Origin of the sequence: uncultured Polaribacter sp. (assembly GCF_947503875.1) — a bacterium.
In the GTDB taxonomy this organism is placed as follows: Bacteria; Bacteroidota; Bacteroidia; order Flavobacteriales; family Flavobacteriaceae; genus Polaribacter.
This window is the reverse complement of the sequence record NZ_CANNFH010000002.1, coordinates 237,896-252,856: the sequence shown is the minus strand read 5'-3', so window position 1 is coordinate 252,856 and position 14,961 is coordinate 237,896. Positions and strand designations below refer to the sequence as shown.

The following is a 14,961-nucleotide window of genomic DNA, read 5'->3' as shown; positions in this document are numbered from 1 at the left end:
TTGTTTGGTGGGTAAATATACTATCTTTTAACCGATAAAATTTGTGCATATCTAGACTCATTTTTCAACAAATCAACAGCCATAGAAATGGTATTATCTTTTTGTAAATTATATTTATAAACGCCTTCTTTATAAAAATACCTTTCTAAAATTTCTTCTTGAATCAATTCTAAAATAACATCTTCATTTTTAGAGATTTCTTTAATTTTTGCGGCAAATAATTTTTCTTTTATAACCTCGTACTCTTTTGATATATTATTTCCTTTAGCAACTTTGTATGCAGATTTAAATAAACTTTCTTGCTTTGTAACAAAAGTAGTATCTGTTTTTAAAAATTTGGTAAAATCCTTAAAATTGCCTGTATTAAACTTAAAATTTTCTAAATCGCCAATACTGGCATTTTCATAATAAAACTTTGTAGCAAAATTAAAAATGGCTTTCGATTTTAATAACTTATCTGTAGTATTGTTTTTATTTGTGGTAGTAATTTCTACATCTGGTTGTACGCCTCCACCATCATAAACGGTTCTACCATTTGCTGTTTTAAAAGCATTTACTTCTTTATCAGAAAATTTAGGAATATTCCCTTTATCATCTCTATTGGTATAATCTAATTCTTGTATACATCTTCCACTTGGTGTGTAATATTTAGAAATTGTTAATTTTAACTGCGTACCATAAGTTAGCTCTCTATAACGTTGCACCAAACCTTTACCAAAAGAACGTTTTCCTAAAATTACAGCTCTATCATAGTCTTGTAAAGATCCACTAACTATTTCAGATGCAGAAGCAGAACGTTCATTTATTAAAACCACAATTGGTATTTCTAAATCTAAAGGTTCTTGCCTTGTTTTATAGGTATTGCTCCATTTTTTAACTTTTGCTTTTGTAGTTACAATAGTTTTTCCTTTTGGTAAAAAAAAGTTGGAAATTCTTATAGATTCTAGTAAAGAACCTCCTGGATTGTAACGTAAATCAAAAACAAGTTTTTTCATGCCTTGTTTTTTTAATTTTCTGTACGCTTTTTTAACTTCAGAAGATGCTTTTTCATTAAAACGAGTTAAGGTAATATAACCCGTTTCTTCATCTATCATTTCTGCAAATGGCACAGGGTTAATAATTACTTTGTCTCTAGTTATTTCTTTGTTTAAAGTTTTACCTTGTCTTTCTATTTTTACCGTAAACTTACTATTTGGTGTTCCTTTTAATAACATGGAAAGTTGCCCTCTTTCCATATTTTTTATAGATTGGTTATCTACAGCAACAATAATATCTCCCGCTTTTAAACCTGCTTTATCTGCAGAGTATCCTTTGTAAATTTCGTTCAATTCAATACCTTTTGCAGTATAATATACAGATACACCAATACCACCATACTCTCCTGCCCTTCTTATTCTAGCTGTTTCTACATCTTGTTCATTGTAAAAATTTGTGTACGGATCTAAATTTTTTAAAGTATTTTTAATGGCTTTATCCGTTAAATCTGCAGGATTAATTTCATCTACATAATACATATTTAACTCTTTAAATAATGTATTGTAAATTTCTATCTGTTTGGCAACTTCAAAAAACTTAGATTTAAATGAATAGGTTAAAAACAATGTACCTACTAGAAGTAGAATAACTGTTTTTTTCTTAAATTTAAATATTTTCATCTGTTTTATTTTTTATTTTATTGATAAAGTTATTGAGTAACTCTTCCATTTTTACAAACAATTCTTCATACTTTAGCTCATCTTTCCCAATATACGAAATCATATACACATAAGGTTTATCTACATTTTTGTATACAATTTCTTTTTGCAAACGATAAGTCTCCCTTAGCAATCGTTTTAACCGATTTCTTTTTACGGCTAATTTAAAAATTCTCTTAGGAACAGAGACACCAACTTGCGCCGGAAAATTTGAAGTATGTTCTATTTGCAAATACACCATTCTTAAAGGAAATTTTTTAACAGAATTACCCTCTGTATAAAGTCTTTCTATCAGTTTTCTACTTTTTAAACGTTCTTCTTTTCCTAAAGTATATTTCATTGCTACAAACTTAAAAGAAATGCTTTACTTTTTAACAATTTCTAGGGTTTAACTTTAAAAAAGATATGTATTTTTACTAGCGCATCATTATTTTTCCATGTACTATGCTATTATAACCTTTCGTTTCAATATATTTTTCTAAAACATCAAACCCAAAAAGCATTTATGAAACCAGATCTTTTTAAAGCGCCAGATTATTATCATATAAACGATTTGCTAACAGAAGAGCATAAGCTTATTCAAAATACGGCAAGAGAATGGGTAAAAAGAGAGGTTTCTCCTATTATAGAAGATTATGCACAAAAAGCAAAATTTCCAAAACAAATTATAAGCGGTTTAGCAGAAATTGGTGCATTTGGTGCTCACATACCTGTTAAATATGGTGGCTCAGGTTTAGATCAAATTTCTTACGGATTAATTATGCAAGAAATAGAACGTGGCGATTCTGGTATAAGAAGTACAGCTTCTGTGCAATCTTCTTTAGTAATGTACCCTATTTTTGCTTATGGTAATGAAGCACAACGTAAAAAATACTTACCCAAATTAGCCACTGGCGAATGGATTGGAAGTTTTGGTTTAACAGAACCAAACCACGGCTCTAATCCTGGTGGCATGGAAACTAATTTTAAAGACAAAGGTGATTATTATCTTTTAAACGGTGCAAAAATGTGGATTTCTAACGCACCTTTTTGTGATGTAGCTGTTGTTTGGGCAAAAAATGAAGAAGGTGGAATTCATGGTTTATTGGTAGAACGTGGCATGAAAGGCTTTTCTACACCAGAAACACACAACAAATGGTCTTTAAGAGCTTCTGCTACAGGGGAACTTATTTTTGATAACGTGAGAATACCTAAAGAAAATTTATTACCAAATAAATCTGGCTTAAGTGCACCCTTGGGTTGTTTAGATTCTGCCAGATATGGCATTGCTTGGGGCGCAATAGGCGCTGCAATGGATTGTTATGACACTGCTTTAAAATATGCTAAAGAACGTTTACAATTTGGCAAACCTATTGCGCAGTTTCAATTGCAGCAAAAAAAATTAGCAGAAATGATTACAGAAATTACCAAAGCACAATTATTAGCTTGGCGATTAGGTACATTAAAAAATGAAGATAAAGCAACCTCTGCTCAAATTTCTATGGCGAAAAGAAACAATGTAGAAATGGCCATTAAAATTGCCAGAGAAGCAAGACAAATATTAGGCGGAATGGGAATTTCTGGAGAATACTCTATTATGCGTCACATGATGAATTTAGAAAGTGTAGTTACTTATGAAGGAACGCACGATATTCATTTACTAATTACAGGATTAGACATAACAGGTTTAAACGCTTTTAAATAAAAAATTGATTGCTATTTTATTTAAGAAAGTTGCAGCTGATTAAGAAGCCTTTTGAAATACTATTTTAGGGCATCGTTTACAATTAATACCTTTCTTTTTGTATTTATTACAACACTTGCTTTTTGGTTTTATGCAATTGGTGGCACAAGACGTATCACAATCTATCAATCTTGTGGCAGCAACTACTTTAGGTATTGTAGTTTTAACGGAGTTTGGCTTATAAAAAACAATCATTTCGCTAATTTATACTGCAAATATAATTGTTTATTTAGAATAAATAAAGATAAATATTTATTTTACACGCATTTTAACAAAAAGTTCCATTCCTTTTCTGTTTTCATAAGAATTATAGGCTAGCTCCATTTTTTCTGTAATAAACTGCTTTTCAAAATAAGTTATGTATTCTTCCTTACTTCCACCAAAAGGTGGATGATCTTCGTTTAATTTTGCATTAAAAAGTAAGCCTACTAACTTTCCATCATCATTTAAAATACTGTGCATTTTTTCAGCATACTTTTGTCTAAGATTTGGTTGAATGGCACAAAAAAAAGTTTGCTCAATTACCAAATCAAACTTTTGTTCTAACTCAAAAAAATCTCCTAATAGCAGTTGTGATTTAGGGAAGTTAGCAACTCTATTCTTTATGTTTTTAAGCGCACTTTTTGCCAAATCCACAACATAAACATTTTTAAATCCTTTGTTAAATAAATACTCTGCTTCATAAGAATTACCACCACCAGGAATTAGAATTTTTAAATCTTTGTTCTCAAGTTGATCAAAATATGCTTTTAAAGGTGGAGACACCATACCCAAATCCCATCCAATTTTATTGGTTTGATACTTCTTTTCCCAAAAATCTTTATTTAAAATTAACATATATTAGCTTTTATTGCTACAGAATGCTTGCATTCATTTTATTACCCACAAAAATGCAGTTATATTTGCAAACCAGTTAAAAATAAAGAAATTTTATGGATACTTTAGTGGTTGCAAAGAAAAATCTTAGTGAAAAAGGGTTTTTAGATATAGAAACACCTAACATAGATTATGTAGAAGAAATTCTAAAGCTTAAAAAAGAAAAAAATGCAGTTATTTTGGCACATTATTATCAAATTGATGCCATTCAACAAATTGCAGATTTTGTTGGAGATAGTTTGGCATTAGCACAACAAGCGGCTAAAACAGATGCAGATATTATAGTGTTTGCAGGCGTGCATTTTATGGCAGAAACAGCTAAAATTTTAAATCCTACTAAAAAAGTCTTATTACCAGATTTGCTAGCAGGTTGTTCTTTGGCAGATTCTTGCCCACCAGAAGATTTTGCTGCCTTTAAAAAGAAGCATCCAGAACATTTAGTAGTTACTTATATTAACTGCTCTGCAGAAATTAAAGCTTTAAGCGATTATGTTTGTACCTCTTCTAACGCAAAAAAAATTATAGAGTCTATACCAAAAGAACAACCTATAATTTTTGCACCCGATAGAAATTTAGGAGATTATTTAAACAAAGAAACAGGCAGAGAAATGTTACTTTGGGATGGTGCTTGCATGGTACATGAAGCTTTTTCTATGGAAAAATTAATAGATTTATACAAAGAAAATCCAGATGCAGAAATTATAGCGCATCCCGAATCTGAGGCACACTTGCTAAAAGTTGCTAAATATATTGGATCTACTTCTGGTTTGTTAAATCATGTAAAAAACAGCAAAAACAAAAAGTTTATTGTAGCTACAGAAGCTGGTATTTTATTTCAAATGTCTCAAGAAAATCCAGATAAAGAAATTATACCTGCACCTGCTAAAGAAAACAATACTTGCGCTTGTAGCGAGTGTGCTTATATGAAAATGAACACAATGAAAAAGTTGTACCTGTGTTTGCAACACGAATTACCAAATATAGAGGTAGCAGAAGAGTTGTCTAAAAAAGCAATTATTCCAATACAAAGAATGTTAGCGCTTTCTAAATAAAATACATGTTTAGTAACAAAAATAAAATTACAACAGATTTTTTAGTAATTGGTTCTGGGGTTTCTGGCCTTACTTTCGCGCTAAAAATAGCAACAAAACACAAAAATGCAAAAGTTACTATTGTTACAAAAGACACGCAAAGCGAATCTAACACCAAATATGCACAAGGTGGCATTGCTACTGTATACAACCAAACTTTAGATAGTTTTGAGCAGCACATACAAGATACTTTAATTGCTGGTGATGGTTTGTGCGACGAGAGTGTGGTTAGAATGGTTATTGAAAATGCTCCTAAAAGACTTCAAGAATTAATAGATTGGGGTACAGAATTTGATAAAAATGAGCAAGGTAATTATGATTTAGGTAAAGAAGGTGGCCACTCACAAAACAGAATTTTACATCATACAGATATTACTGGTGCAGAAATAGAGCGTGCTTTATTGGCACAAGTAAATGCCTTACCTAATATAGATTTTTTAACGCACCATTTTGCAATAGATTTAATTACAGAACATCAAGTAAAGCAAAAACCAATTAAAAGAAATAGTAAAGTTTCTTGCTATGGTGCTTATGTTTTAGATAAAAAAAACAATCAAGTAAAAACATTTGTAAGTAAATTTACCTTACTTGCCTCTGGCGGAAATGGACAAGTTTATCAAACTACAACCAACCCAGAAATTGCAACAGGCGATGGAGTAGGAATTGCATACCGTGCAAAAGCAGAAATTTCTGAAATGGAATTTATCCAATTTCATCCCACTGCATTATACAATCCAGGAGAATACCCTGCTTTTTTAATTTCTGAAGCTGTAAGAGGTTTTGGTGCCAAATTAAAAGATTTTTATGGCAAACCGTTTATACATAAATATGATGAACGAGAAGAATTGGCCTCTAGAGATATTGTGGCTAGAGCCATAGATAACGAACTAAAAAAAAGTGGCAAACCTCATGTATATTTAGATTGCACAATGCTAGATATGGATAAGTTTAAAGAACATTTTCCAAACATAACTCAAAAATGTGCCTCTTTAAATATTAATGTTTGTACAGATTATATTCCTGTAGTACCAGCATCTCATTACATTTGTGGCGGTGTTGCAGTTAATAAAAAAGCAAAAACTTCTATTAAAAATTTGTACGCCTGTGGCGAAGTAACTAAAACGGGTTTACATGGTGGTAATAGACTTGCTTCTAACTCTTTATTAGAAGGTTTAGTGTATGCACATAAAGCATTTAAACATATTTCTAAAAAATACAAAAATGCAAAATTCCCTAAAAACATACCTGTTTGGAATGATAATGGTGTTTTAAAAAATATGGAAGAAGTGTTAATTACTCACGATAGAAATGAGGTAAAAACTATTATGACCAATTATGTGGGTATTGTGCGTTCTAATGAGCGCTTGCTTAGGGCAGAAAGAAAATTAAAAGTTTTATACGAAGACAACAAACGTTTGTATGATAACTCTGAATTATCTGTAGAATTATGTGAACTAAGAAACCTTATTACAACAGCATATTTAATAACACAGTTTTCTAAAAAAAGAACTAAAAATTGTGGAGGGTTCTATAATTTAGACTTAGCATAGCATTTAAAACATAGTTTACAATTCTAAAACCTTAATACTACTTCTAAATAATTTTACTTTTCCTTCATTTTCTAGTTTTTTAAGCAATCTAGAAATTACAACTCTAGAGGTATGTAAATCTTCGGAAATTTGTTTGTGTGTTGTGGTTAATTCATCATTTTTATTAACCATAGCTTTGTCTTTTAAATATTTAAAAAGGCGCTCGTCTAATTTTAAGAAGGCTATGGTATCTACAGCCTGTAAAAGTTCTTCTACTCTATTATGGTAGCTTTCTAAAATAAAAGCTTGCCATGTTTTATAAGAACTTAACCATGTTGTCATTTTTTCTTTTGGCAACAAAATAAGAGAAACATCTGTTTCTGCAACTGCTCTAATTTTACTTTTGGTTTGGCCCAAGCAACAAGATAAAGTCATTGCACATGTGTCTCCTTGCTCTAAATAATACAACACCAATTCATCTCCATTAGCATCTTCTCTTGTAATTTTTATAGCACCAGAAAGTAGTAATGGCATAGATTTTATAAAGTCTCCTAGCTCTATAATTGTGGTTTCTGCCTTAAATTGCCGAGCAATACCTAAAGTATTGATTTCCTCTAACAGCGCATCTTCAAATAAATAACCAAAATTTTTAGCAAGTTCATTTTTCATTCCAAATAAAAATTTACAAATATAAGTTTAACCAAAAAAAAATGTATACAATAAAAAAACTATTTAAAAATTGTTTTTTTGATTATTGTAAGTTTTTTTATTTTAATTATCAAATGTATATGAAAGAAACTAAGTAACAACATCTAAACTAAATTGTTTGCTGTATAAGTTTTTATAGTATCCTTTTTGTTTTTCTAAAAGTTCTATATGTGTTCCCTCTTCTACAATTAACCCCTTATCCATTACAATAATTTTATCTGCTTGCTTTATAGTAGCTAATCTATGCGCAATTACAATAGATGTTCTGTCTTTAGTTATGGTTTCTGTTGCATGTTGTATCATTTGCTCCGCATGCGCATCTACAGAAGAGGTTGCTTCATCTAATATTAAAATACTAGGTTTACTTACATAGGCTCTTAAAAATGCAATGAGTTGTCTTTGACCAGAAGAAAGCATTGCACCGCGTTCTTTTACGTTGTAATAATAGCCATTAGGTAAAGTCATAATAAAATCATGAATACCAATTTGTTTTGCAGCTGCTATAACTGTTTCTTCTGAAATGGTTTCATCTTTTAAGGTAATATTGTTTAATATAGAATCTGAAAACAAGAATACATCTTGCAAAACAATAGCAATTTCGTCTCTTAGCGTTGCTAACTCATAATTATCTATTAACACATTATCCACAGAAATAGTACCACTATCTATTTCATAAAAACGATTTATTAAATTAATAATTGTAGATTTTCCTGCGCCTGTTGCTCCAACAATAGCAATAGTTTGACCACTTTTAACGTCTAAACTAATTCCTTTTAATACCTCTTCATCTTCTAGGTAACTAAAGCGAACGTTATTAAAGCTAATATCTCCTTTTAGATTTTTTGCAATTTTTTTACCATTTTTAGAGATTGTACTTTCTGTATCTATAATTTTAAAAACTCTCTCACCAGATACAATACCCATTTGCAGCTGATTAAATTTGTCTGCAATTTGCCTTAAAGGTCTAAATAACATTTGCGCCATTTGTACAAAAGCCATTACAGTACCTGGACCAGGAACAGCATTACCAATAACTTGCTTGCTACCAAACCAAACAATTAAACCAATACCTATAGAGGATAAAATTTCTGCAATTGGAAAAAAGATAGAGAAATACCAAATGGTTTTTAAGTATGCTTCTTTGTGTTTGTTATTTATTTCTTTAAAATTTTCATACTCTATGCGTTCTCTATTAAAGAGTTGTACAATTTTCATTCCTGTAACTCTTTCTTGTACAAAGCCATTTAAATTTGCTACTTGATTTCTAACTTCTTGAAAAGTTGCTTTTATTGCTTTCTGAAAAACTTTGGTAGCATACAGTAAAATAGGTAATACTGCAATTGCTACACATGCTAATTTCCAGTTGATAATAAACATCACAATAATTACGGCAAACATTTGCAAAATATCACTTACAATAGTAAACACACCAGAACTAAAAAAGGCGGCAATAGTTTCTATATCAGAAACTACTCTTGTAACCAGTTTACCCACAGAATTCTTATCAAAATAAGACATTCTAAATTGTAAAATATGTCTAAATATTTTTGCACGAATATCTCTTATAATATGCTGGCCTACCCAATTTGCAAAATAAATAAAAGTAAAACGTAATAAAACTTCTAGCAGTAGCACACCAAACATTAGCATTACATTAAATACTAAGCCTTCTAAATTTTTATCTGTAATATAAACATCTACAGTTTCCTTTAAAATTATAGGAGTTAGCAAAGCAACACCTGCCAATGTAATTGTAGATGCAGAAGCTATAAAGAAATTAAGCTTATATTTTTTTGCGAAACTCATTAGTCGCAAAAAAATATCCATATCAAAAGCATTTCCTGTTTTGTTCGCCAAAATTTAATATTTTATTTGTGTTAAAAATAAACCTTTTGCAGGCACAGACAAACCAGCATTACTTCTATTTTTACTTTCTATAATTTGTCTAAAATCATTTGTATTTATTTTACCTAATCCTACATCTATTAAAGTACCAACAATAGCTCTCACCATATTTCTAAGAAACCTATTCGCAGAAATATGAAATGTTAATAAATTTCCTTCTTGTTGCCAGACTGCTGTTGTAACCTTGCAATTGAATGTGTATACTTCTGTTTTTACTTTAGAAAAAGTTTGAAAATTTGTATATTCTAAAAGCAATTCTGCGGCTTTATTCATTTGAACTACATCTATTTCTTGCGAATGAATCTGCCAAGAGAAATCGAGTAAAAAAGGATTTCTACCCAACCATATTCGGTATTCATAACTTCTAGATAATGCATTAAAACGTGCATGAATCTCATCATCTACCAAAAAAACTTTAGCTACTGTAATATCATTTGGTAAAATAGAATTCAGTTTAAAAACCATATCGCCTTTTAATGCTGTTTCTACATCAAAATGCGCAAACATTTGTGTTGCGTGCACACCTGTATCTGTTCTACCAGCGCCAACTACCTCTATTTTAAGCTGTAAAATGGTACTTAAGGCGTTGTTTAACTTTTCTTGTACAGAGATAACATCTGGTTGAATTTGCCAACCGTGGTAATTTTTTCCGTTATAAGAAAGTTCTATAAAATATCTCAAAAAAAGGTTTTTTTAATAGCTGTCAAAATTACGGAATTTATTTTGTTATTGTTATTTTTGAATTGTGAAGAAAATCTTATTATTATCGGACACGCATAGTTTTATAGATGCTCAAATTTTAAAATTTGTAAAGCAGGCAGATGAAGTTTGGCATGCAGGAGATATAGGTGATTTAAAAGTTACAGATGCTATTAAAAAACTAAAACCCTTACGCTGTGTTTATGGGAATATAGACGATAAAGACGCAAGGCTAGAATTTCCTCTTGATCTAAAGTTTACTGTAGAAAGTATTTCTGTTTGGATTACTCATATTGGTGGTTACCCATACAGATACAAACAAAGAGTTAAAGAAGAGCTAGAAAAAAACCCGCCTAAGCTTTTTATTTGTGGGCATTCTCATATTTTAAAAGTACAATTCGATAAAAAACTAAATCTATTGCACTTAAATCCTGGTGCTGCTGGAAATCATGGGTTTCATAAAATAAGAACCATGCTTCGTTTTGAAGTAGATCAGGAAGAAATTAAAAATTTAGAAATTATAGAATTAGCTAAACGCGGATAATAAATTCTTTTTCTACAATTGGCAATTCAATATGAATAACTGTTCCCTTATCTGTTTTTGACTTCAGCGAAAAGTCACCTTTCATTAACAAAACTCTTGCCTCTATATGGCTTAAGCCTAATCCATTTTTGTTTATGGTTTTAGTTTTATCAAAACCAATTCCGTTATCTGAAATTTGAAAATAAATACGATTATTTTTTTCATTGAATACAATATTCGCTTCATTTGCTTTACTATGTTTTATAATATTATTTAGTAATTCTTGTATAATATTATAGATTTTAATTTCGAAATTTTGTTCATATCGCTTAATATTTTCAATATTTGCTGTAATTTTTAAATTAGAATTTGAAAATTTACTTGTTAACTCATTAATAGCTAATTTTAATCCGAATTTCAGCAAAATAGAAGATACTAATGTGTGCGATAAATCTCTTATTTTTTGCGATGCTTCTGCAATAATATCTTGCGTCTTAGAAATTTCTACTGGCGCACTGTTTTTTAATTGTTTTTTAGTTGCCATTAAGTGCAAATTAGCAGAAGAAAGTAAGGCGCTAACACTATCATGTAAAGTTTCTGCTATTTCTTTTCTTTCTGTTTCTTTACCATCTATGGTTGCATTTAAAACCCTATTTTGAACTTCGGCTTTAATTTTTTCCATATTTTGATTTTGTATTAGTTGCGTTTGACTTAACTCTAATCGCAAATTTCTTTGTCTAAGTTTATAGGTGTGTAAAAAATATAATAAAGAAAGTATTACTAAAATGCTACCTGCTGCATATACCCAAAAGGTAATTCTATCTTGTAATCTTTTATTTTCTTCTTGCTTTTTTATTACATCTACATTATACTTTGCATTTACCTCTTCAATTGCTCTTCTTATTTCTTTATCTCTTAAGTCATCTTCAATTTCAAATGAAAGTTCTTGATAATCGTATGCCTTATATTCTTTTAAATTACGCATTGCCCATGCCAAATTGTAATACAAATCTGCTTTTAATTTTACAGCAGTTTGGCTGTTATCATTATTAATTAAATTGATACCCGAAAGATAAATTTCTTTAGCCAACTTAAAGTTACCTTGAGACAAATAGATACTCCCCAAATTGGTTAAAGCAATAGATTCGCCAATTTTGTTTTTTATTGTTTTATTTATTAAAATAGATTTTTTAGCATAATCAATAGCTTTATTATACACTGAATCTAATTGATACATGCCAGATAAACTTGCGTAAGCTACAGCTTTATACTTGAGTACTTTATTATCTAAACTATTATTGTTTTCAACTTTCTTATAATAGTATTTTGCACTATCTGCTAATGATAAATACTGGTAAGAATTTGCTATTCTAAGGTTTAACTTAGCAGTATTAACCTGCTTGAAATTAATATTTTCGCTGTTATCTTTATCTATGGGTTTTACTTCTAATAAACTTATAGTTTTTTTATAGAAAAGTAAAGCTTGTCTGTAGTTATTTGTTTTGCTGTAGGTATCTGCTATTAAAGTTTGAATATCAATTAATTTAAGGTATTCTTTTTCTGGAATTGTCTCATATAAATTTAATGCGTCTTTTAGCGTTTTTACAAAATTTTCTTTTTGATAATTTTCTTTTATTTGTTTGTATTTTTGTAAAAAAAGAGAATCTTTCTTAAATACAAAAACTGAAGGAGTTTCTGCAATAGAAGCTCCTTCAGTAACATTTTTATTTAGGGGGCTTGTACTTAACTTAAAAGCGTTAAGTAAAACAAATAAAATGTAAAAACAATATTTCCTTTTCCTTTTCAATATTCTTTTCTAGCTTAGAGGTATTTAGGCTATAGATTTTCTACACTTTCTCCATTACCTACAACAATTCTAGGCTTTCTTCTTTTTTTAATTAATGCTTTAGAAGCTAAACCTTTGGCAGCAACATTAGTATGGTTTACAAAATCTATTTTTAAAACATCTCCTGTTTTGGTTAAAGTTCTAGAAAAAGATGTTACATCAGATTTTCCTTTCTCTAAATGAATTTCGTAGATATTACTTTCTTCGTTAAAAACAAAATCTACATCTGTTTGAGAATTTACATTAAAACCTAAAGTAAAAGTACCATCTTCATTTGTTTCTATACTATAGTCTTTTAAGGTAGAGTTGGTTTTTGCTAAAGAAATATTATCATCTTCAATAGTTATATTAGAAGCGCTGTTTATATTGGTATCTATAAATCCTATTGCTAATTTTTTGCCATCAATAACTAATTCTTCAGATTGCTTTTGAGCAGAAATCTCGTCAGATTCATATAAGTGAATTTGGCTGGTATTTGTCTCGTAATTTTTAACTTTTTCTACTCTAACATTCTCAGCAACATTAAAATCTACGGAATATGCCCCTGTAGCATCTCTTTTAATTTTATACGTCTTTAATAACGGCTGAATTGCTGTTTCATTTTCTAATGATAAGGTTTCGTTATTAGAACAAGAAGAAAATACAAATGCAAAAATAGCAAAAAGGGTAATTAATTTAATAGTTTTCATAATATTTGGTTTTTAGTTTTTTTATTAACATAAAGTTTAAAGTAAAAAAAGCAATGTTTACATATGGTAAAGTATATTTTGGGGGAGCTTAAGTTTTTTAGGGGCTAAAACTTAAAATTGGGGAATATCAGTTATACAATCCCATATTTAACCGCAAACATTGCTAATCCTACAGTGCTTTTAACATTTAATTTCTTTTTTAATTTCTTTCTATGAGTTTCTATTGTGTGCGCACTTACATTCATCAACTTTGCAATTTGCACCGTACTTAATTCCTCTGATATAAATTTTATTACTTTAATTTCTGTATCTGTTAAAGAAACAAGTTTTTCTAATTCTGGTTCAGTATCTAGAGCTTTGTCTAAATTAGAATAAGCTCTTAATAACTCTGTTCTTATACTATCACTAAAATACTGCTCATTGTTATAAACCGCTTTTATTGCGTCTAAAATATGTTCTCCTGCTTCATTCTTAGATATATACCCATTTCCTCCTAATCTTAACACCTCTTGAACAAATTTGAGCTCATCAAAACTAGAGAGCACAATAACTTTTTGTTTTATACCTTTTCTATAAAAATGCTTTAAAACATCTATTCCATCTATAACAGGCATTGTAATATCTAATATTAAAATATCGGCTGTATTATTTCTAACTAAAAACCAATCAATAACTTCTTGACCTGTAAAAGAACACCCTTTAACCTCTATATCATCATCAGTATCTAAAACAGCTATAAGACCATCTATTAATATTTTATGATCATCTGCTATATGAACGTATATTTTTTTTTTCATGTTAACACTACAAATTTAGATTAGATTATTATACTACACAATCCCTTAATTAGGGGATATTTGCCATCCCTTAATTAGGGGATGGCAAACACTTAACTATCACGTTATCAGAGACATCGAAATTTTATTTTTTTTGCTCTAAAATTGTTAAGATTCTTGAAATTCCGAAAAAAGGAAAATAAGTTATTTTTTTTAAAATAAAAAACCGAGAATAATTCTCGGTTTTTTTTCGCACTAAATATAACTAAGATGTTAGTTTTATCTCAATCTATCCGCAGATTTTACGAGATCTTCATCCTTTTTAATAGCTTTATTTGCCAAAACAACAAGCAAAATAGCCAAAATAGGTAAAAACATCCCAATACCCTTCTCAGAAATAACAAGTTCTCCAGGTAACATTAGCGACACATATATCAATAATCCTAATAAAATAAGGTTTATCAAAATTACAATACGACCAATAACAAATTGTAATTTTCTATTTTTAAATACAAAAATAGTAACAAAAGCTACAACCGCAGAAATAATAAACAATATAGGTATTGTTTTAAGGGTTAAGAGGTCACTTGCTATTAAATCTATAGCAAACACATCTTTCTTAACAGAGTCCCATAAATCGAAAACAAAAATTAAACCGCCAGAAATTGCCGAAGCAAATAATAAATATAGGGTTTGTATTCTTTGAATCATTTACTTTATATTGTTGCACAAAAATAGGATTTTCTTTTTTAAAAAGAAAAGGAACAACTAAAAAAAAAAGTATATATTTGCTACATAATAAAACCACGCATTAGTTATTTTGTAGCACTATACAAAACTAAAACCTATCATTAAAAATTACACAAATCTTTATAAACAATTAAGATTTTAACTTAACACAT

At 29.5% G+C, this 14,961-nt stretch carries 15 protein-coding genes; 5 read left to right on the top strand and 10 right to left on the bottom strand.

Going from position 1 to position 14,961, the window contains the following annotated elements; all coding sequences use genetic code 11:
- Positions 1-20: 20 nt before the first annotated feature.
- Positions 21-1,655 (bottom strand): S41 family peptidase, encoded by a 1,635-nt coding sequence (locus Q0684_RS03440; protein ID WP_299012644.1) that lies wholly within the window; start codon positions 1,653-1,655, stop codon positions 21-23.
- Positions 1,642-2,034, bottom strand: a complete 393-nt coding sequence (gene rnpA / locus Q0684_RS03435) for a ribonuclease P protein component (RefSeq protein WP_299012643.1) — start codon at positions 2,032-2,034, stop codon at positions 1,642-1,644. The genes Q0684_RS03440 and rnpA overlap by 14 nt, the downstream gene beginning before the upstream one ends.
- Before the next feature lie 165 nt (positions 2,035-2,199).
- Here rnpA and Q0684_RS03430 point away from each other — a divergent pair, with 165 nt between their 5' ends.
- Complete coding sequence (locus Q0684_RS03430; protein ID WP_299012642.1) at positions 2,200-3,378, top strand: acyl-CoA dehydrogenase family protein; 1,179 nt, start codon at positions 2,200-2,202, stop codon at positions 3,376-3,378.
- 97 nt (positions 3,379-3,475) lie between these two features.
- The gene (locus Q0684_RS03425) at positions 3,476-3,601 is read left to right on the top strand and encodes a hypothetical protein (protein ID WP_299012641.1); all 126 of its coding nucleotides are present in this window, start codon (positions 3,476-3,478) and stop codon (positions 3,599-3,601) included.
- Positions 3,602-3,669: 68 nt separating this feature from the next.
- Here Q0684_RS03425 and Q0684_RS03420 read toward each other — a convergent pair whose 3' ends face one another.
- Positions 3,670-4,254 (bottom strand): methyltransferase domain-containing protein, encoded by a 585-nt coding sequence (locus Q0684_RS03420; protein WP_299012640.1) that lies wholly within the window; start codon positions 4,252-4,254, stop codon positions 3,670-3,672.
- Between the two features lie 95 nt (positions 4,255-4,349).
- On the opposite strand from Q0684_RS03420, the gene nadA reads away from it, so the two are divergent.
- Together nadA and nadB are read left to right on the top strand one after the other, a co-directional pair.
- Positions 4,350-5,345, top strand: a complete 996-nt coding sequence (gene nadA, locus Q0684_RS03415) for a quinolinate synthase NadA (protein ID WP_299012639.1) — start codon at positions 4,350-4,352, stop codon at positions 5,343-5,345.
- 5 nt (positions 5,346-5,350) lie between these two features.
- Positions 5,351-6,934: an L-aspartate oxidase gene (nadB, locus tag Q0684_RS03410; RefSeq protein WP_299012638.1), complete on the top strand. Its 1,584-nt coding sequence runs from the start codon at positions 5,351-5,353 to the stop codon at positions 6,932-6,934.
- A 15-nt stretch (positions 6,935-6,949) separates the two neighbouring features.
- Here nadB and Q0684_RS03405 read toward each other — a convergent pair whose 3' ends face one another.
- The 3 genes from Q0684_RS03405 to truA form a co-directional block, all read right to left on the bottom strand.
- Complete coding sequence (locus Q0684_RS03405) at positions 6,950-7,582, bottom strand: Crp/Fnr family transcriptional regulator (RefSeq protein WP_299012637.1); 633 nt, start codon at positions 7,580-7,582, stop codon at positions 6,950-6,952.
- A gap of 129 nt (positions 7,583-7,711) precedes the next feature.
- Positions 7,712-9,478 carry an ABC transporter ATP-binding protein gene (locus Q0684_RS03400; RefSeq protein WP_299012636.1) on the bottom strand — a complete coding sequence of 589 codons (1,767 nt, stop codon included), beginning with the start codon at positions 9,476-9,478 and terminating at the stop codon, positions 7,712-7,714.
- Between the two features lie 3 nt (positions 9,479-9,481).
- On the bottom strand, positions 9,482-10,207 hold the full coding sequence (gene truA, locus Q0684_RS03395) for a tRNA pseudouridine(38-40) synthase TruA (RefSeq protein ID WP_299012635.1): 726 nt from the start codon (positions 10,205-10,207) through the stop codon (positions 9,482-9,484).
- Between the two features lie 64 nt (positions 10,208-10,271).
- Between truA and Q0684_RS03390 the strand changes: the two genes are divergently transcribed.
- The gene (locus tag Q0684_RS03390; protein ID WP_299012634.1) at positions 10,272-10,769 is read left to right on the top strand and encodes a metallophosphoesterase family protein; all 498 of its coding nucleotides are present in this window, start codon (positions 10,272-10,274) and stop codon (positions 10,767-10,769) included.
- On the opposite strand, the gene Q0684_RS03385 is transcribed toward Q0684_RS03390, so the two are convergent.
- From Q0684_RS03385 to Q0684_RS03370, 4 genes are all read right to left on the bottom strand, one after another.
- Positions 10,756-12,555, bottom strand: a complete 1,800-nt coding sequence (locus Q0684_RS03385) for a tetratricopeptide repeat-containing sensor histidine kinase (RefSeq protein WP_299012633.1) — start codon at positions 12,553-12,555, stop codon at positions 10,756-10,758. The two genes, Q0684_RS03390 and Q0684_RS03385, sit on opposite strands and share 14 nt — an antisense overlap.
- 29 nt (positions 12,556-12,584) lie before the next feature.
- On the bottom strand, positions 12,585-13,283 hold the full coding sequence (locus tag Q0684_RS03380; protein WP_299012632.1) for a hypothetical protein: 699 nt from the start codon (positions 13,281-13,283) through the stop codon (positions 12,585-12,587).
- Between the two features lie 131 nt (positions 13,284-13,414).
- Positions 13,415-14,080 (bottom strand): response regulator transcription factor, encoded by a 666-nt coding sequence (locus Q0684_RS03375; protein WP_299012631.1) that lies wholly within the window; start codon positions 14,078-14,080, stop codon positions 13,415-13,417.
- Positions 14,081-14,338: 258 nt separating this feature from the next.
- Entirely contained in the window at positions 14,339-14,770 is a 432-nt protein-coding gene (locus Q0684_RS03370; RefSeq protein ID WP_299012630.1) for a DUF4293 domain-containing protein, read from the bottom strand.
- Between the last annotated feature and the right edge of the window lie 191 nt (positions 14,771-14,961).

What these genes read in the sequence shown, in the direction of transcription:
- Q0684_RS03440 (WP_299012644.1), bottom strand. Translation starts at nt 1,655, where the DNA reads ATGAAAATATTTAAATTTAAGAAAAAAACAGTTATTCTACTTCTAGTA.
- rnpA (WP_299012643.1), bottom strand. Translation starts at nt 2,034, where the DNA reads ATGAAATATACTTTAGGAAAAGAAGAACGTTTAAAAAGTAGAAAACTG.
- Q0684_RS03380 (WP_299012632.1), bottom strand. Translation starts at nt 13,283, where the DNA reads ATGAAAACTATTAAATTAATTACCCTTTTTGCTATTTTTGCATTTGTA.
- Q0684_RS03420 (WP_299012640.1), bottom strand. Translation starts at nt 4,254, where the DNA reads ATGTTAATTTTAAATAAAGATTTTTGGGAAAAGAAGTATCAAACCAAT.
- Q0684_RS03405 (WP_299012637.1), bottom strand. Translation starts at nt 7,582, where the DNA reads ATGAAAAATGAACTTGCTAAAAATTTTGGTTATTTATTTGAAGATGCG.
- Q0684_RS03370 (WP_299012630.1), bottom strand. Translation starts at nt 14,770, where the DNA reads ATGATTCAAAGAATACAAACCCTATATTTATTATTTGCTTCGGCAATT.
- Q0684_RS03375 (WP_299012631.1), bottom strand. Translation starts at nt 14,080, where the DNA reads ATGAAAAAAAAAATATACGTTCATATAGCAGATGATCATAAAATATTA.
- nadA (WP_299012639.1), top strand. Translation starts at nt 4,350, where the DNA reads ATGGATACTTTAGTGGTTGCAAAGAAAAATCTTAGTGAAAAAGGGTTT.
- nadB (WP_299012638.1), top strand. Translation starts at nt 5,351, where the DNA reads ATGTTTAGTAACAAAAATAAAATTACAACAGATTTTTTAGTAATTGGT.
- Q0684_RS03430 (WP_299012642.1), top strand. Translation starts at nt 2,200, where the DNA reads ATGAAACCAGATCTTTTTAAAGCGCCAGATTATTATCATATAAACGAT.